Here is a 17,966-nt window from a genome sequence, read left to right as displayed (position 1 = left end):
ATAAAACAAATTTATTTAACATTAATACATTAGTTAAATAACGTTATTTAGATTCCTCTTTAGCTTTTACAACAGATGCAATTGCCGATTTTTCAAATTTCATTTTAATATTATTGCCAACATCAAGCAGCACAGTTTTTTCGTCGATGCCTGCAATTGTAGCATGAATGCCGCTGCTGGTTATTACTTTATCCCCTTTTTCAAGGGCATCAATCATTTTTTCACGTTCTTTTGCTCTTTTTTGTTGGGGTCTTATTATCATAAAATAAAAGATTGCAAATATAGCCCCAAACATTATTAATGTACTGATTAATCCACCACCTGCACTTCCGCCATTTGGTGGAGGAGCAAAGGCTAATAAATATTCCACTTATTCCTCCTGCATTATGTTAACGTTAATTGATAATTTATTTACGTAGTTATTTTTCCATTCCACAAAAGAATCATCAAGTATTCTTTTGCGGGCTTCTTTTACCAAGTTTAAATAAAATGTTAAATTATGAATAGTAGCTAATTCTAAAGCTAATATTTCTTTTGCATTAAATAAATGGCGCAAATAAGCTTTTGTAAAATTTCTGCATGTATAACAATCGCAGTTTGTGTCCAATGGGGTAAAATCATCTTTATAAATTGAATTTCTCATAGAAACTATTCCACCTGATGTAAACAAGTAAGCATTACGTGCGTTACGAGTAGGCATAACGCAGTCAAACATATCTATTCCGCGTTCTATGGACTCTAAGATATTTTCTGGTCTGCCAACTCCCATTAAATATCTTGGTTTGTTTAATGGCAAAAAATCAGTTGTAAAGTCTGTAATCTCATACATTGTTTCAGCAGGTTCTCCGACAGCCAAACCACCAATAGCATAGCCATCAAAATCAAAATTTGTAATTTCTTTTGCTGAAGCTTCACGTAAATCTTTGTACACGCTTCCTTGCACAATCCCAAATAAAAATTGCTTGTGTCGGTAAATTGGACGGCTTTTTTCGAAAGCTTCTTTAGTTAGAAGTGCCCAGCGTGTAGTCAAATTTTTTGAATTGAGAGCGTAGTCATAATCACACGGATAAGGAGTACATTCATCTAAAGCCATCATAATATCAGAACCAATAGAGCGTTGAATATCTATCACCTTTTTAGGCGTAAAAAAATGAATAGAGCCATCAAGATGAGAACGAAACTCTACACCATCTTCTTTAAGCTTTCTTAATTCAGTCAAACTATAAATTTGATAACCACCGCTATCAGTTAATATTGGTTTATCCCAATTCATAAAGCTGTGTAAGCCACCGGCTTTTTGCAATATCTCTATACCAGGTCGTAAATAAAGATGATAGGTATTTGCAAGTATAATTTGAGCTTTAATTTCATTTTTTAAAATTCTCTGGCTTACAGCTTTTACAGTTCCTTGTGTGCCTACAGGCATAAAAATAGGTGTTTCAATAACACCATGTTCAGTTTCAATTAAGCCACACCTAGCCTTCGAATTCTTATCTTTATGTTGAATTGTAAACCTCAATAATTACTGATCCTATAAAAAATTCGTCCAAAAATACACGAAAATAAAGTGAACTGCCACATTCTGTTTTTACTTTTTTATTTACTTTTTCTAAAAAACTTCATAGCCTGAAGAAATTTCTGAAATAGCTAATTACTCGTAAAATAATCTTTTGATATGAGCCAGCGGTACCAAACATTTATTTGTTTTACCAAACCATTTATATCTGTTTTTCGCAATCATATCATAGAAATAGTCAAGAAGTTTTGACGGGAAGATTTTTAAAAGACGCACCAAGCTAAAAGGAAATTCCAACTCAGTAAATATTTTAATTATTGCTCGAGACTTAAAGTAAAGTTGTTCATTATCGATAAGCACTATTGAATCAGCATTAGGTGATTGAACAATATTACCTTTTAATTTTTCTTTTGAGAAAGCTGAGTTAAGCAATGAATACCGAAAACATTTTTTCTTATCGTGCCTAATGATGAAATTAATTGCATTATTACATAAACAGCATTGACCATCAAAAAGTATAACAAAATTTTTATTCAATCTTAGAGTCACCCCCAATCTTTGCTATTGTGTAGGGATGATAGACATTTTTATCAATTCAATTTTTGTTTTGTCTGATTTAAGAATAAGAAAATTAAATCTATCCACTGTAATTGATTCACCCTTAGTTGGGATTCTGCCGGTATGGTAAGTTATAAATCCAGCGATAGTCTCATAATCTCCCTCTGGAATATTAAGCTTATACTCTTCATTTATAAAATCAATTTCAGCCTTTCCACTTAAGATATAGACATTATCACTTATTTTTCTAACTGGTTGTTCGTCAGCGTCAAATTCATCTCTAATTTCACCAAATAATTCTTCGATAATATCTTCAATAGTAAGAATTCCAGCTGTGCCGCCAAATTCATCAACTACAACTGCAAAAGAAAAACCTTCTTTTATAAATTCATCCAGCATCTCAAGGCTTTTTTTAGATTCAGGTACAAACTTTACATCTCTTATTATTGATTTAAGGTCTGTTGGTTCTTTAAACATATCATAAGCAACTACTAATCCTTTTATATTATCTAGATTTTCCTTATAAACTGGTAATTTTGTGTAATTTGTTTCTATAAATTTATTTAACACTTCATCTATGGTACTGTCAATTTCCACTCCAACAATTTCTGTACGAGGTGTCATTGCCTCGTAAACTCGTTGTTCACGTATATCGATGATTTTACTTATAACTTCAGAATCTGTTGCTTCTATTTGTCCCATCATAGAACTCTCTTCAATTAACTCATGAAAATCATCCTTATCAAACAAATGAACAATTTCATTTTTGTCCATTTTTTCTGAGCCCATTATAAGTGCTGTTATAGATGTCGTTATTTTAACTAATGGAAATAATAAGAACGATAAAATACGAATGGGAATTGAAGTAACATAAAAAACATTATCCGGTAACTCTCTTGATAAATACTTGGGTATAAGCTCACCAAAGATTAAAATCAACAAAGTAGAAATAATCAATATTTCAAAATCGTTTACGGCAAAGTGCTTTAGCATAAAGACTGTAAGCAAAGAAGCAAAAGCAATATTAACAACGTTATTAGAAATTAAAATAGTAGAAAAAAATCTTTGCGGATAATTAATAAAGTGTAAAGCATTCTTTGCAGCAATATTATTTTTTCTAGCTCTTAGTTCTATCTTAATTTTATTTGATAAAACAAAAGCCATCTCTGATGAAGAAAAAAACCCGCTTAGCAAAATTAAAACAATTAATCCTAGTAGTTCGTATATCATTTATTTTAAAAAATAAATTATTATGAAAATTGAGATGACATAAAGAATAAAATTAATTAACATTGGCTTATCTGAAAGCAGTACTTTAGCAACGTTCTCACCTTCCCCGACTTGAAATACTAAATACATATACCTAAACATTCCATAAAGAACAAAGACAGTTGTATAGATTAAATTTTCTGTCTTAAAAAAATTAACTGTTCTTTCAGAGACTGTATAAAGTGTATAGCTTAAAACAACACCAGCTGCTGAAATTACAGACAATTGGTCAATGAAATTAATAGAGTAAAATTTTAAGACAGCTCTTTGTTCAACAGCGTTAGAGCTAGATATTATTTCGGCCCTTCTTTTCATTGCTGCTAAGTAAAGGGATAAAAAAAGAGTTGTAATTATTAACCAGCTTGAAATATAAACAGAAATAGCCACGGCACCGCCAATTACCCTTAACATAAAACCTGCAGCTATCGAAAATAAATCAATAATCACTTTGCTTTTCCAAGAGAATGAATAAAAAATATTCAACAATATATAAGCCAATACAATAACCACAAATTTTGGATTCATCAACAAAAAGAGAAATAAGAGCAATAAGGAGAGAATTACTATAGTACTATAAGCAGATTTTACACTTACTTTCCCGCTGGCAATAGGTCTATTTTTCTTTATTGGATGCAACCTATCATTTTCGACGTCAGCGATATCATTTATGACATAAACTATGCTTGAGGCTAAAGAAAAACAAGCAAAAGCCAAAAAAGTGATAATTAATTCGTTTACAACTAAAAAATGCTTTGAAAAAACTATAGGAACAAAAACAAACAGATTTTTAAGCCAGTCAATTGGTCTTAACAAAAACAAATATAATTTTATATTAGAAAACAACAGATTCCTCGTAAATTCCGAAATGTTGTTTTAACACATCAACCATTTCACCAAGAGTTACATAATTTTGTGCAGCCTCAATAAGAACAGGCATTAAATTTTTACCATCAACAGCTGCCTTACTAATTTGTAGCATACTTTCTTTAACAGCTTCTTGATTTCTCGAATTCCTAAGTTCAGCTAATCTTTGTCTCTGCTTTTTTTCAACTTCTGGTGAAATAGTAAGAATAGGTATTTCAATCTTTTCGTTTTCTTCTACAAATTCATTAACACCAACCACAATCTTTTCTTTTTTCTCTAATTCCTTTTGATAACGGTATGCTGAATCTGCAATTTCTTTTTGAAAATAACCAGACTCTATTGCTGCAATAACGCCACCTAATGAGTCTATTTCTTCAAAAATTTTTTCTGCATCAGCTTCCATTTTATCAGTTAATGATTCCACAAAATAACTGCCTCCTAATGGGTCAACTGTATTAATAACTCCGGTTTCATAAGCCAATATTTGTTGAGTGCGAAGAGCAATCTTCACTGCTTTCTCGCTTGGTAAAGCTAATGTTTCATCCATAGAGTTAGTGTGCAATGATTGAGTGCCGCCTAAAACTGCTGCCAATGCCTGATAAGCTGTTCTAATGATATTATTTTCAGGTTGCTGAGCAGTTAAAGTACATCCCGCAGTTTGCGTATGAAATCTTAGCCACCATGAACGAGGATTTTTTGCTTTATATTTTTCTTTCATTCGCTTTGCATAAATTCTTCTTGCCGCTCTAAACTTTGCAATCTCTTCAAAAAAATCGAGATGAGAGTTAAAGAAAAAAGAAATTCTAGGTGCAAATGAATCGATATCCATACCTCGTTCAAGACATGCTTCAATATAAGCAAAGCCGTCAGCAAGAGTGTAAGCCAATTCTTGTACAGCAGTAGAACCAGCTTCTCGAATATGATAACCGCTAACAGATATAGGATTCCACTGAGGAACTTCATTAGTACAAAATTCTATCATGTCTGTAATGATTCTCATCGATGGTTTGGGAGGAAAAATATATTCTTTCTGAGCTATATATTCTTTTAAGATATCATTCTGAAGTGTACCTCTTAATTTATCGAAGCTTACGCCTTGTTTTTTAGCCACAGCTAAGTAAAAAGCAAATATCATTGCCGCAGGTGAATTGATTGTCATCGAAGTAGATACTTTATCTAATGGAATTCCTTCAAATAAAGTTTCCATATCTTGTAATGATGAAACTGCAACGCCGCATATGCCAACTTCACCGCGGCTAAGTTCGGAATCAGAATCCCATCCCATTAATGTAGGTAAATCAAACGCTACTGATAAGCCAGTTTGCCCATGGCTTAATAAATATTTAAACCTTTTATTAGTATCTTCAGGAGTTCCAAAACCAGCAAATTGTCTCATTGTCCATATCTTACCACGATAACCATTTACATGAATTCCTCGTGTAAAAGGATATTCACCAGGAAATCCAATTTCTTTTAAATAATCATTTTGCACATCATCCGGTAAATAAACTGGATTCACTTCTTGTCCAGATACAGTTGTAAACTTCATATCTAATTGACCAGAAGCATTTAGTTTTTCTAAAAATTGCTTTTTAGCCTTTTTATAATCTTCCGAAAACATCGTTAAAATCCTTTTTTATAAACATTAGTTTATATAAAAATATCAAATCTATTAAGTCCTTCCAAATCGCTTATCGAATTCTTCTATTGGAATTTTGACAACAATTGGTCTGCCGTGAGGGCAAACATAAGGCATTGAAGTTGCAAAAAGCTGATCAACCAATATTCTCATTTCAGTTTCATTTAACTTATGACCAGCTTTAATAGCTGCCTTACATGAGAACGATTTTGCTATGTTATCGGTTATCTCTAAGTTTTTCTCCTGTTGATTTTTTCTATATTCTTTTAAAATCTCTAAAAGGGTCTCAATTTCTGTCCCAACTAAAACATCTGAAGGAACGCCTAAAATTGTAATAGTGTTTTTAGAAGATATTTTAATTTCAAAGCCTAATTTTACTAAGTACGGATTTAATTCTTTAATCAGTTCAATATCGGCAGGGTCTGCTTTTAAAGTTTGAGCAAATAATAATTGTTGAGAAAAGGGAAGATTAGCATTAAATGACTTCAAAGCCTTTTCATAAAGAATTCTTTCGTGGGCAACATGTGCATCAATTATCATTAATCCACTTTTTATTTGAGTTAAGATATATTTATTATGCAATAAAACAATAAAAGGAGATTCAACGCCTTTCTGAGATTCTATGCTACTTGTATGGTAAATTTCCTTCTGCTCTTTTTCATCAAAAGGGTGAAGTACGTTTGAGTTTGGCAAAGTATACTTTATTTCGTTATTTAAATTACCGAACAATCTATCGATATCTTCATCAGAAAAAAAAGCTGAATGATTTTTATCTTTGCTAAAATTAGGTCTATCCGACAAATCATATTTTTCTGTTTTACGAAAATCTATAAATCTCAATTGTGCAGAGTTAGAATTCTTAGTTTCATCATCTAAGCTAATTGAAGGCACAAGGTCATAACTGCCTATCCCCTTTTTAACCACGGCTTGAACAAAAGTATAAATTTCTTTTTCATCTTCAAATTTCACCTCAAGTTTAGATGGATGTACATTTACATCAATTTTTTTAGGGTCAATTTCCATAAAAAGTACAAAGAACGGATAGTCGCCTTTTTCCATTATATTTTCAAAGGATGTAAATACTGCATGATTAATTACTTTGCTTACCACGTAACGATTATTTAAATAAAAATACTGCTCTCCCCTGCTTTTGCGTAAATAAGTTGGCTTGCCAATGTAGCCAAATAGACTTATGTATTCAGTTAATTCTTTTACTTCAAAGGCGAGGTCTAAAATATTTTCAGCGAAGACCGATTTCATTCTATCATCAAGAGTTGTAGCAGGAAAATCAAACAACAGTTCATCATCGTTATAAAGCTTAAAACTAATATGTGGATGACTTAATGCAATTCGTTTAAAAGTTTCAATTATGTGTTTCAGCTCAGTTGAATTACTCTTCAAAAAATTTCTTCTTGCAGGTGTATTATAGAAAAGATTTTTAACGGCAACTGTAGTCCCTTTAGAGAATGAACCTTTTTCAGAAAAAATTTTACCGAACTCATCTATCCTTATAAGAGTGCCTATTTCATCTGTTTTTCTTTCAGTTTTTAATTCAAATACGCTAACTGAAGCTATAGCACTTAGTGCTTCGCCTCTAAATCCAAATGTTTTAATTGACGTTAAATCTTCAGCTGTAGATATTTTGCTTGTTGCATGCCTTTGTATGCAAAGTAAAGCATCTTCTTCTGACATCCCCTCTCCGTCGTCAGAAACTTGAATTAAAACTTTCCCGGCACCTTTAATATATACATCAATTGAACTTGCTTTCGCATCAATTGAATTTTCTAATAATTCCTTAACGACAGATTCAGGACGATTTACAACTTCGCCTGCTGCAATTTTATTTGCTACGTGTTCTGGTAATATTTTAATTTTTTGCACTTTTTAAATGACTTTTATTTGAATACAAAGATACCAACATTTTTAAATTATTTCTTGACATAAGTAAATACCGTAAAATCATTGTAATCACAAAAATCAACTAATTTCCAAATGTTCATGTCAATTTCAGGGAAAAATTTGTCACCATTAGATATAAATTTCATTCGGGATAAAATTATTCTATCTACATCATTTATCATTTGATTAAAAATATGGCTGCCACCAATAATAAAAACTTTTTCAAACTTTTTACTTTCACAAAAATCTAATGCTTTAGCAATTTCATTAAAGACAATTACGTTATTATCAATAAATTCTCTTCTCGTAATTACTATATTTGTTCTCCCTTTCAGTGGTTTACCGATTACTTCAAAGGTTTTCCTTCCCATTATAATTGGATATCCCATTGTCGTCTGCTTAAAATGCAGTAGCTCTTCTTTAGAATCCCAAGGAATTTTGTTCTCCTTCCCAATAACATTATTAATAGAAGCAGCTGCTATTATTATCTTTTCCATTAATATTTTGTTTTTGACTAAAGTATATATAAAAAGAAGCCATTAAGCAAATAAAGAGTTTTTTTACTGCAATTGAAAATTATGAATCAACTTTATTTAAAGTAATCTTGAAATCATAAATATTGTTGAAACAAACTTAGGGAAGAAATGTTTTTTGATTGAGCATTTCCAAAACCTCCTTATAAGTCAAGATTTTAGAAGCTTTTTTAACAACATTAAATTGTAAAGTTTGGGTAGTTTCACCAAGGAATGGTTATGTTCATTTTTTTTAGTTTCTCTTCGAATTCAATTCGCTCAAGATTTTTCTTTAACGAGCCATCCTCTTTACGACCAAGCCAATTGTACATTTTAGCTTTCTCAATAGCCTTATGTGAGCTGTTATTAAAGATTAGCTCAAGCAATTCGAGTTCCAGCCTTGAAAAAGTTACTGAATTTAACACATAATCTTCAAATGCTTCCCAAGTCAACGGCACCCATCTTTTAACAATTTGTTCTCCAATAACTTGTGCATAAGTACGTATCTCAAGTTGAGCATGAGAATCCATACGTAACGAAAGGAAATGGAGTAAATTATGCAGGTCTATCTTCCAATATGCTTCTGTATAAGTAGAAAGCAAAAGGTCTTTTCTTGCTTGTTCTCGAGCAATTCCAGCTTCTATTCTCTTATTATAAATTTCGCGAGTAAGATTTTGAAGTTTAATTTCTTCATCAGAAAAACTTTTTCCAATTTCTGGGTCGATATACCCCTCGCTGCCTTGTTTATTTGATTTAGATTGAAGCCGCCATTCATTTGGTTTTGTTGTTTGAGTAGCATCTATTGCTAAAGAATATCTAGTAGAATATTCGTTAACGTTTGCTGTCCTATGTCTAATCCACTGTCGCCAGCAATCCATTGGCACTCTCAAATGGAATTTAATTTCACACATTTCAAAAGGAGTAGTATGCCTATGCCGCATTAAATATCTAATTAATCCTCTATCCTCATTAATTTTTTTTGTACCCTTACCATAAGAGACCCTTGCAGCTTGAACGATTGATTGGTCTGAGCCCATGTAATCAATTACTCTAATGAATCCGTCATCCAATACTTTAAAAGGCAAGCCCAAAATTTCATCTAACTCATTACTCCGAACAGGTTCCAATTTTTCAAATATTCTATCGTCCATAATTCTCCTATTAAATTTCGAGTAGATAGGCAAACAAAATAGGGCACAAGTGCTAATGATTATTTAAAATTATTTTTTTCTTTGGTCAAACGCTCGAATTCTTTTACTAATTTTTCTTTGGTAATAAGTAAATCTTGAGAAATAACTTTCACTTTACCAATTATAGGCATAAAATTAGTATCACCATTCCATCTTGGTACGATATGAAAATGCACATGCTGGTCTATGCCTGCGCCAGCAGCTTTTCCTAAATTTAGTCCCACATTAAAACCCTGTGGTTTCATTATTTTATTAAGGGCTTTAATAGATAATTTTATTTCGTCCATAATTTCAGCTAACTCTTTTTCTGATAAAAATAAAAAATCAGATACGTGTCGCTTAGGAATTACCATTAAATGTCCACTGTTATATGGATATAAATTAAGCATTATATAGGATTTATCACCTTTGTAAACCACAAACGATTTTTTGCTTTTAATTTTTTTTTCGGCGGCGGTACAAAATATACAAGCAGCTGATTTTTTTTCTTTGCTAAACGAATCAATATAAGCTGAACGCCACGGCGACCAGAGTTTATCCATAAATTTATTTTGATTTAATTAAAAACTACAGTTAATTCATACAAAATATTCTACAGCTGCAGCCTCTGCTTTATAAAATATATAATGATACTTTACAATTTTTTCTAATACAGGGCAGAATAGATACATAAACAAAAATTTTCTTATAACAGCTACTTTTTAATCGTTTATTCAATGATAATATTACTCTTCCTCTTCCTTTGATTTATTGTACTCTTCAATAATCTTTGCCTCTACATCCTTGCTAACCTCTTCGTAATGAGAGAATTGACGAGTATGCATTCCCCTGCCAGAAGTAAGACTTCTTAAATGAGTTGAGTATTTATACAGTTCAGCCAAAGGAATTTTAGCTTTAATAACTTGAAAAGGACCTTCTGAATCCATTCCAATAATTTTTCCTCTTCTGCTTGAAATATCACCCATAACATCACCCATAAATTCTTCTGGCACTTTCACAGTTACATCATAAATTGGCTCAAGGATAACAGGCTTAGCTTCTAGGAATCCTTTTTTAAATGCTTGTGATGCTGCAATTTTAAAAGACACTTCATCAGAATCAACAGCATGGTAAGTACCATCAAACAAAGTAACCCTAATATCGACAACTTTACTGCCCGTCAAAACTCCCTTTTCAAGAACCTCTCGAAGTCCTTTTTCTACTGCAGGTATAAATCGGCCTGGCACTACTCCACCCACAATAGCATCAACGAATTCGAATCCAGCACCACGAGGCAGCGGCTCCAGTTTTAAGTGTACATGTCCATATTGCCCTCTGCCACCTGATTGTTTTTTATGTTTGTATTCTGCATCGTTGCAAACGCCTTTAATTGTTTCTCTGTATGGTATTCTTGGCTCAACGAGTTCGACTTCAACATTATACCGGTCTTTTAACAACTTAGTTGCTAAAGAAAGTTGAAGTTCACCTTGTCCAGATATTATAGTCTGTCTTAACTCCGGATCATATTTTACATCAAGCGTAGGATCTTCCTCGTGCACGGTGTGCAAACCAGATGAAATTTTATCTTCATCACCTTTTGATTTAGGTTTAATTGCCGAACGAATAATAGGTTCTGGAAATTCAATTTCAGGAAGAATTATTGTAAAATTTTTTGATGAAAGAGTGTCGCCAGTATGGCTGTCCTTTAGCTTTACAACTGCACCAATATCGCCAGCTGCCAACTTAGAAACTTCTTTTCTGTTTTTACCATTAAGAATGAAAAGTTGTCCCATCCTTTCAACTTTATTTCGATGTGTATTAATGAGGTCATCACCAGGCTTAACCTCGCCAGAGTAAACTTTAAAAATAGAAAGTTCACCTACGTGCTGTTCTGACAAAGATTTAAATATTAACAACGAAGCTTCTGCATTAGGGTCACATTTTACTTCTACTTTTTGATCTGAATCTTTTAGTTTAGCCTCGACTGGTTTTCTTTCGTTTGGAGCAGGAAAATACTTAGAAGCAAAATCCATGAAAGTATTAACACCAACAGATTTGGAAGCAGAAAACGCAAAGACGGGCACTAATGAGCCATTAACGATAGCTGATTTCAATCCTGTTAAAATTTGTTCTTCAGTTAAGGTGCCTTCTTCGAAAAATTTATTCATCAATTCTTCATCCGATTCAGCAATTTTTTCAATTAGTTCTTCTCTTAATTTTTGTGATTGTTCGCGTAATTCAGAAGGTATTTCTGCTTCAGTAATTTTTTTAGAACCTGACTCGCCGTAAGTAACCAACTTCATCTTAACAATATCAATCACAGAATTAAAATTAATTCCCTCTTTAGAAGGAAACGATAAAATTGTTGCATCGCTACTTAATCTTTCTCTAATCGAGTCAAAAGTCTTAAAGAAAGATGAATGTTCGTTATCTACTTTGTTAATAATTACCGCGGCAGGCAAGTTATATTTTCTAACATAGTCCCATGTCAATTCAGTACCCACTTCAATTCCTTCTGCGCTTTTGACGACAGCCACAGCGAGGTCTGAAACATGCAAACAAGAAATTACTTGTCCAATAAAGTCCGGGAAACCAGGTGTATCGAGCACATTAAACTTAACATTATTCCATTCCAAGTGAAGGGGCGTAGCAGAGATTGATATTTGTCTTTCAATTTCATTTTGATTGTAATCAGAAGTAGTATTTCCTTCTTCAATTTTACCAATTCTGTTAATTTCGCCTGCAGCAAATAATAAATTTTCTGAAATCATTGTTTTACCGCTGCCGCCGTGTCCAATCAATGCGAAGTTACGAATATTCTCTGGATTATACTCTTTCAATTTATTTTCTCCTTAGATAGTGAACTACACATGAATTGTTAACTTTTGTATTCTCGCCAAAATGCCGAAATTCCTTTAATAATTGCACGAAGATTTTTAATAATGTTTTTTGCGGGATTTTCATCTTCTCGGAATTTTTTAAAAGATGTGAAATCAGCCACTTTGTTTTTTAGGGTCTTTATAGAATTGTCCAGTTCATTCCAATAATTTTCAATTTCCGTAATTACTTTATTTACCCTCCCTGTTGAGTCAATAAGGTTTTCCAAAACAGGAAGGGTATTATCAACAACTGCATGAATATCTTTTTGGATTTCTTCTATTTTAATGACAATTTTCTTTAGATATAAAATCAAATATATGCATAATAAAGCAGCACATATCAAAAGGATAATTAAGAAAATATCAACAATATTCATTTCTTAAGAGCTTTTTTCTGATTTATATGTCTCTACACCAGCTTTAATAGCAGCCTTTAATTTATCGCTTTCTTTTTCAACTTTAGCTTTTCCTGTTTCAATGGCAGAGCCAGCTTTCATTTTAGCATCATCTAAAATTTTTTCAGCTTCATCAAGCAGCGCATCAACTTTTGCTTTTGCGTCGGCTACTAATTTTTCTGACTTTCTTTTGCCTTCATTAATTAACTGTGTAGCCTTATCCTTCGCTTGTTCAATATAATCGCCGGCATCATCTAAAAGATCTTTACTTTTAAGACGTATATCCTCACGCAACTCTTTACCGGATTTTGGAGCAAATAATAATCCTAATAATGTACCTACCGCCGCACCAGTTAGAAATCCAATAAATATACCTTTACCGATTCCATTTTCATCAGACATATCTAACCTCCCTATGTTTTTTTATTTTTTACAATTTAATAACCGGTAACTCTAAAATCAAGGACACATTTATCTAAAGACTTTTATTAGAAAAATTAATCCATGTTTTTAACAATTTCGTTAGCAAACTCTGAGCATTTAACTTCAGTTGCACCTTTTAACTGTCTCGCAAAATCGTAAGTAACAACTTTAGATTTAATAGTTTTTTGCAATGCCTTTTCAATTAATTTAGCTGCTTTTTTCCATCCTAAGTATTCGAGCATCATCACTCCAGATAAAATTACTGAACCAGGGTTAACTTTATCAAGCCCTGCATATTTAGGAGCTGTGCCATGAGTAGCTTCAAAAACAGCATAATGATAGCTCATGTTAGCGCCTGGAGCAATACCTAATCCACCGACTTGAGCAGCGCAAGCATCAGAAAGGTAGTCTCCGTTTAAATTTGGGGTAGCAATTACATCATACTCAGATGGCCTTAGCAGTACCTGCTGAAACATACTATCAGCAATACGGTCTTTAATTAATATTTTGCCTGGAGGAAGAGAACCATTAAAATCTCTGTATAGTTCATCTTCTGTAATAATTAAATCCGGAAAGTATTTTCTTGCTGTTTCGTAGCCCCATTCTTTAAATGAACCTTCTGTAAATTTCATTATATTACCTTTATGAACTAAGGTAACGCTTTTTCTTTTATTAGCAATAGCATATTCAATAGCTTTTTTTACAAGTCGTTCTGTACCGAACTGGCTAATTGGTTTTATGCCAATCCCCGAATCTTGTCTAATATTCTTATCAAATTTTTTATTGATATACTTAATTAAACTAACAGCTTCATTTGTCCCACTTTTAAATTCTATACCTGCATAGACATCTTCAGTGTTTTCCCTAAAAATAACTACGTCCAGATCTTGTGGCCTTTTAACTGGACTGGGTGTACCTTTGTAGTATTTTACAGGTCTAACACAAGCAAACAAATCTAATTTTTGGCGGAGTGTCACGTTCAGGCTTCTAATTCCACCTCCAACTGGAGTGGTTAGCGGACCTTTGATTGCAACAACAAATTCTTTAATGGCTTCCACTGTTTCATCTGGCAGCCATTTGTTTTTTCCGTAAGTGTCAACAGCTTTTTGACCAGCGTAAATTTCCATCCACACAATTTTCTTTTTACCATTAAATGCCTTTTGAACTGCAGCATCAAATACAATTTTAGAAGCACGCCAGATATCTGGACCTGTACCATCGCCTTCAATGAAAGGAATTATTGGTGAATCGGGTACTACTAATTTTTCATCTTGAATTGTTATTTTTTCACCTTCAGTTGGAACAATAATTTTTTTGAATTTAGGCATGTTTTCTCCCTTAATTTATTTTCTCATTAGGCTTTTCATCTTACTTTTCACAATAAAATTTCGTTAAGAAAATTAAACAAAACAAATCAAATCTGAAAAACAAATTGTTGTTAATAAGACAATTATTTTTACTATAGACTAAAAGATTGTAACTAAGAGACTTTTTTGAGAGCGAGATAAATTTTAGATAATGGTAATCCAACCACATTGTAATAACAGCCTTTAATTTTTTCAATAAAAACAGCTCCAAAGTCATCCTGAATACCATAAGCACCTGCTTTGTCAAAAGGTGTACCTGCAGCAATGTATTTTTTAATTTCACTATCACTTATATCTCTAAAAGTAACGTAAGTTTTTTCACAGCCTGTTATTTTTTTACCGTTTATTGTGTTAAAAACTACATATCCTGTGTAGACTGTATGCGTTCTACCGCTTAAAATCTTCAGAAATTCAAATGCTTGCTTTTTATTCTTAGGTTTGCCCATTATTTTTTTATCAATAACTACAATAGTATCCGCAGTAATTATTATTCCACTCTTTACCTTAGTAATCGCAGCATTCATTTTTTCGTTTGCAATTCTCTTAACTAATTGAGCAGGATGTTCACCATCATTCACCTCTTCAGAAGTTTTAATTGATAATGTCTTAAACCTTATTCCAATTAATGATAAGATTTTCTTTCTACGAGGCGATTTACTAGCTAAAAAAATTGGGATTGTAGAATTTACCATTAAATATATGATGGAATTTTATTGAGAGAGATAAAGCTCACAGGCAGCTGAGAAAATTATTTGAACAATGCTTTTATGCTGCCCCATGTACGTTTAACACTCGACACATTATGAGAAACGGAAACTGCTTTTGAATATGTAACTGTACCATCATTATCGACAATCTTAAGGCGATAAATGTATAACGCATCAGCATCTTTATAGGCAGATGCATCTACATACTCATAAGTTTTATTTTCGTTAGGATAAATGATTGCGATCTCAGCAAAGTTACCTTTGAAAGTGCTCCTTTCAATTACATAATATTTTAAATTATTTTCGCTTATCGACTGCCAAGAAATAATAACATTTTCATTTTCACTACGGACAGTGAAATTAATTATTTCAGCACCAGCGAATAATAAACTTGAAAAGACTATTAATGTTATAAATGTTTTAAATATTGATTTGATTTTCATAGTGATAATATATTTTTAATAGACATAATTATCAAGTATTTATTGCTTTTGACAAACAATTACCAAGTTAAATTTATGTTAAAACAGATAAAAAGTAAGCTCATGAAATCACGAACATCACTATTTTAGCAATTCCTTAATCAGATAAGTAGATTTTAATTTGCACAATGAATTACCAAAGTCTTTATTAATAATTGCTTTTTCTGGTTTTGTAAGTTTATTATTTTACTAAAAACTTAGCTTACTTTATTTGCCGATGAAGGGATTATACCTTTTTAAATTTAGTCCAGTCGCCAAAGTTAAACTTTAAGAAAATTACCCCCGAGTAAATAATAACATAAAAAGGTAGAGAAAGCCACGCACCAGTTAATCCAAATTTAAGCAATACACCAAAAAGGTAAGCAATGGGTACAAAAACGAACCAATTAACAATTACTTCGGACATCATCACATAGAAAGTTTTTCCAGCAGCTTGTAATCCATTGGCTAACACAACTCCAACAGAATAAAATATTTGTCCAAAACCAGCAATTCTAAGTGCCGGCACTGCTGTTTCTATAACATGCTTATCATTTGTAATTAAAATTAAGATCAACCTCGGTAATAATATAAAAATTAAGCCAACTAGAATAGTGTAAAAAGTTGCCAACTTACTAGTTTCATACCCTAAGTGTTTGGCAAGTAAAATATTACCTTTTCCTAAACTATTACCCACTAAGGTTTGCACTGCGATACCAAATCCAAAGCATGGCATTAGTGAAATTAATAAAGCTGAAAAAACTACATTGCTTGCTGCCTGCGCTGTTGTGCTAATAAAACCAGTTATTGCAATAAAGCTTAAAAAGCCTATTAGTATAAAAATATTTTGAAGAGATACGGGTGTAGAAATTTTTATTATTGAATTAGCCACGCTCTTTAAGAATCTAAAATTATGAAACATTCGATATTTTTTTCTATAGCTAGGTAGCAGCGAAACAGCAAAATAAAAAAGCCAGTCAAAGAATGTTGCAAAAGTAGAGCCAACCCCAGCACCAGCCAATCCCATCCCTTTTATACCAAATGCACCATAAATAAAAATATAATTAAAGATTATGTTCAAAAAATTTGCAAGCACACCTGAGTACATAAAAATTTTAGTTTTGCCTATTCCAAAATAAAATCCGCGATATGAAACTGTCATTAGAAAAAATGGAATTCCCATAAACCGATAATGAAGGTATTCCCCTGCATAAAATCCGACTCTGCTATCAACCGCAAAAAAATCAGCTATGTCAAAGGAGAAAAAAACAACTATCAACGAAACTACAATCCCAATCACCAAAGAAAGTATAAGCGAAGTATTTAATACTTCCCCTATTCCTTCGTAATTTTTTTCACCATATCTTCTGGCAGTTAAAACATGTGTGCCTGTGGCTAACGAAGAGAATAAACTAACAACAGCCCAAGTGGCTAATACACCCAATCCCATAGCCGCTAAATAGTATTCTGCATTTGGCAAGCGACCCACCATAGCGGCATCTACCAGCGAAACTAACATTTGAGTGGATAAACCTGCTATAGCAGGTAATGCTAATTTTAATATGTAATTTTGCTCGGATGTTAAGGAAAAAAATTTCATGACTTGTAAAGATATTTAATAAACTAATTTCATAAAAAGAAAAATTTGACTTTTCTTATTTTGTTTCCATGTCCAAAATTAATTATAAAAATATTTCATAATTCAATGGGTCCTTCTTAATTTAGTTTAATAATTAGTAAAAGCTTGCACCTTATAGTGGTCTTTTGCTAATAGAAATCAGCTTAAATATTTCGAGAAAACTTGAAGAATATTGAGATAAGGATATTAAGTATATTAGCTTATGAATTATCAAGTTTTCAATGGAATTTTTCCTGACTTTTCCCACTTTTCAATTTTACCTGAGACTTTTTTAAAGATTGGGTGAGTTTCTACTAATTCTAAGGACAAATTTTTTAAGCTGTTAAACTTCCCTTTATCTCTTGTCTTTAGTTTTTCCAACAGATGGAGAAACTCAAATTCAATTTGACCATTTGTTACCTTTATTATTGGCAGCAAAGATGATTTAATTATTTTGTGCGAAGAGAAATTATAACCTCTTTTATTTGATTCCTGCCAAATAAAAAATAAGTAAGCGTTAATAGCTTTTAATGGTTTAGAATAATTTTTAAAGCGAACTAGTTGAGGATGATTTTTGTAGCCTTTAGTATTTCCTTCAAGCACTTTTTTTGCTAAAAGTGCCTCACGCCACACTGCAACCAATCCTTTAGTATCCAAATATTTGGGGTGAATAGACCATAAACGCATATA

The 17,966-nt window shown here is 32.2% G+C and carries 18 protein-coding genes; all 18 read right to left on the bottom strand.

Annotation, left to right across the window (positions count from 1 at the left end):
- Positions 1–43: 43 nt before the first annotated feature.
- Positions 44–370 (bottom strand): preprotein translocase subunit YajC, encoded by a 327-nt coding sequence (gene yajC / locus ABRY23_09145; protein ID MFA3783213.1) that lies wholly within the window; start codon positions 368–370, stop codon positions 44–46.
- Complete coding sequence (tgt, locus tag ABRY23_09140) at positions 371–1,519, bottom strand: tRNA guanosine(34) transglycosylase Tgt (protein MFA3783212.1); 1,149 nt, start codon at positions 1,517–1,519, stop codon at positions 371–373.
- 132 nt (positions 1,520–1,651) lie between these two features.
- A complete protein-coding gene (locus ABRY23_09135) occupies positions 1,652–2,053 on the bottom strand; it encodes a thiol-disulfide oxidoreductase DCC family protein (protein ID MFA3783211.1) in 402 nt (133 codons plus the stop codon).
- A gap of 24 nt (positions 2,054–2,077) precedes the next feature.
- Complete coding sequence (locus ABRY23_09130; protein MFA3783210.1) at positions 2,078–3,304, bottom strand: hemolysin family protein; 1,227 nt, start codon at positions 3,302–3,304, stop codon at positions 2,078–2,080.
- The gene (locus tag ABRY23_09125; protein ID MFA3783209.1) at positions 3,305–4,186 is read right to left on the bottom strand and encodes a decaprenyl-phosphate phosphoribosyltransferase; all 882 of its coding nucleotides are present in this window, start codon (positions 4,184–4,186) and stop codon (positions 3,305–3,307) included.
- Positions 4,176–5,828 (bottom strand): methylmalonyl-CoA mutase, encoded by a 1,653-nt coding sequence (locus ABRY23_09120; GenBank protein ID MFA3783208.1) that lies wholly within the window; start codon positions 5,826–5,828, stop codon positions 4,176–4,178. The genes ABRY23_09125 and ABRY23_09120 overlap by 11 nt, the downstream gene beginning before the upstream one ends.
- Positions 5,829–5,879: 51 nt before the next feature.
- On the bottom strand, positions 5,880–7,727 hold the full coding sequence (mutL, locus tag ABRY23_09115) for a DNA mismatch repair endonuclease MutL (GenBank protein ID MFA3783207.1): 1,848 nt from the start codon (positions 7,725–7,727) through the stop codon (positions 5,880–5,882).
- A gap of 47 nt (positions 7,728–7,774) precedes the next feature.
- Positions 7,775–8,242 (bottom strand): dihydrofolate reductase, encoded by a 468-nt coding sequence (locus tag ABRY23_09110; GenBank protein ID MFA3783206.1) that lies wholly within the window; start codon positions 8,240–8,242, stop codon positions 7,775–7,777.
- A gap of 239 nt (positions 8,243–8,481) precedes the next feature.
- On the bottom strand, positions 8,482–9,408 hold the full coding sequence (gene thyX / locus ABRY23_09105; protein ID MFA3783205.1) for an FAD-dependent thymidylate synthase: 927 nt from the start codon (positions 9,406–9,408) through the stop codon (positions 8,482–8,484).
- Between the two features lie 59 nt (positions 9,409–9,467).
- On the bottom strand, positions 9,468–9,989 hold the full coding sequence (locus ABRY23_09100; GenBank protein ID MFA3783204.1) for an HIT domain-containing protein: 522 nt from the start codon (positions 9,987–9,989) through the stop codon (positions 9,468–9,470).
- A 183-nt stretch (positions 9,990–10,172) separates the two neighbouring features.
- Positions 10,173–12,266 carry an elongation factor G gene (gene fusA, locus ABRY23_09095; protein MFA3783203.1) on the bottom strand — a complete coding sequence of 698 codons (2,094 nt, stop codon included), beginning with the start codon at positions 12,264–12,266 and terminating at the stop codon, positions 10,173–10,175.
- A gap of 38 nt (positions 12,267–12,304) precedes the next feature.
- Positions 12,305–12,682, bottom strand: a complete 378-nt coding sequence (locus ABRY23_09090; GenBank protein MFA3783202.1) for a hypothetical protein — start codon at positions 12,680–12,682, stop codon at positions 12,305–12,307.
- A 3-nt stretch (positions 12,683–12,685) separates the two neighbouring features.
- A complete protein-coding gene (locus ABRY23_09085) occupies positions 12,686–13,102 on the bottom strand; it encodes a YtxH domain-containing protein (protein ID MFA3783201.1) in 417 nt (138 codons plus the stop codon).
- A 95-nt stretch (positions 13,103–13,197) separates the two neighbouring features.
- On the bottom strand, positions 13,198–14,451 hold the full coding sequence (gene icd, locus ABRY23_09080) for an isocitrate dehydrogenase (NADP(+)) (GenBank protein MFA3783200.1): 1,254 nt from the start codon (positions 14,449–14,451) through the stop codon (positions 13,198–13,200).
- Between the two features lie 152 nt (positions 14,452–14,603).
- Positions 14,604–15,182 (bottom strand): nucleoside triphosphate pyrophosphatase, encoded by a 579-nt coding sequence (locus tag ABRY23_09075; protein ID MFA3783199.1) that lies wholly within the window; start codon positions 15,180–15,182, stop codon positions 14,604–14,606.
- 56 nt (positions 15,183–15,238) lie between these two features.
- Positions 15,239–15,640, bottom strand: coding sequence for a hypothetical protein (locus ABRY23_09070; GenBank protein ID MFA3783198.1), 402 nt, complete (start codon positions 15,638–15,640; stop codon positions 15,239–15,241).
- Positions 15,641–15,905: 265 nt separating this feature from the next.
- The gene (locus tag ABRY23_09065; GenBank protein MFA3783197.1) at positions 15,906–17,258 is read right to left on the bottom strand and encodes an MATE family efflux transporter; all 1,353 of its coding nucleotides are present in this window, start codon (positions 17,256–17,258) and stop codon (positions 15,906–15,908) included.
- A 249-nt stretch (positions 17,259–17,507) separates the two neighbouring features.
- Positions 17,508–17,963 (bottom strand): pyrimidine dimer DNA glycosylase/endonuclease V, encoded by a 456-nt coding sequence (locus ABRY23_09060; protein MFA3783196.1) that lies wholly within the window; start codon positions 17,961–17,963, stop codon positions 17,508–17,510.
- Between the last annotated feature and the right edge of the window lie 3 nt (positions 17,964–17,966).

It is taken from the genome of Melioribacteraceae bacterium 4301-Me (genome assembly GCA_041538185.1).
In the GTDB taxonomy this organism is placed as follows: domain Bacteria; phylum Bacteroidota; class Ignavibacteria; order Ignavibacteriales; family Melioribacteraceae; genus Pyranulibacter; species Pyranulibacter aquaticus.
Note: the sequence above shows the minus strand (reverse complement) of the source record. Positions and strands in the feature narration are given on the sequence as shown.

What these genes read in the sequence shown, in the direction of transcription:
- ABRY23_09130 (MFA3783210.1), bottom strand. Translation starts at nt 3,304, where the DNA reads ATGATATACGAACTACTAGGATTAATTGTTTTAATTTTGCTAAGCGGG.
- ABRY23_09120 (MFA3783208.1), bottom strand. Translation starts at nt 5,828, where the DNA reads ATGTTTTCGGAAGATTATAAAAAGGCTAAAAAGCAATTTTTAGAAAAA.
- ABRY23_09110 (MFA3783206.1), bottom strand. Translation starts at nt 8,242, where the DNA reads ATGGAAAAGATAATAATAGCAGCTGCTTCTATTAATAATGTTATTGGG.
- thyX (MFA3783205.1), bottom strand. Translation starts at nt 9,408, where the DNA reads ATGGACGATAGAATATTTGAAAAATTGGAACCTGTTCGGAGTAATGAG.
- ABRY23_09100 (MFA3783204.1), bottom strand. Translation starts at nt 9,989, where the DNA reads ATGGATAAACTCTGGTCGCCGTGGCGTTCAGCTTATATTGATTCGTTT.
- ABRY23_09090 (MFA3783202.1), bottom strand. Translation starts at nt 12,682, where the DNA reads ATGAATATTGTTGATATTTTCTTAATTATCCTTTTGATATGTGCTGCT.
- ABRY23_09085 (MFA3783201.1), bottom strand. Translation starts at nt 13,102, where the DNA reads ATGTCTGATGAAAATGGAATCGGTAAAGGTATATTTATTGGATTTCTA.
- icd (MFA3783200.1), bottom strand. Translation starts at nt 14,451, where the DNA reads ATGCCTAAATTCAAAAAAATTATTGTTCCAACTGAAGGTGAAAAAATA.
- ABRY23_09075 (MFA3783199.1), bottom strand. Translation starts at nt 15,182, where the DNA reads ATGGTAAATTCTACAATCCCAATTTTTTTAGCTAGTAAATCGCCTCGT.
- ABRY23_09070 (MFA3783198.1), bottom strand. Translation starts at nt 15,640, where the DNA reads ATGAAAATCAAATCAATATTTAAAACATTTATAACATTAATAGTCTTT.
- ABRY23_09065 (MFA3783197.1), bottom strand. Translation starts at nt 17,258, where the DNA reads ATGAAATTTTTTTCCTTAACATCCGAGCAAAATTACATATTAAAATTA.
- ABRY23_09060 (MFA3783196.1), bottom strand. Translation starts at nt 17,963, where the DNA reads ATGCGTTTATGGTCTATTCACCCCAAATATTTGGATACTAAAGGATTG.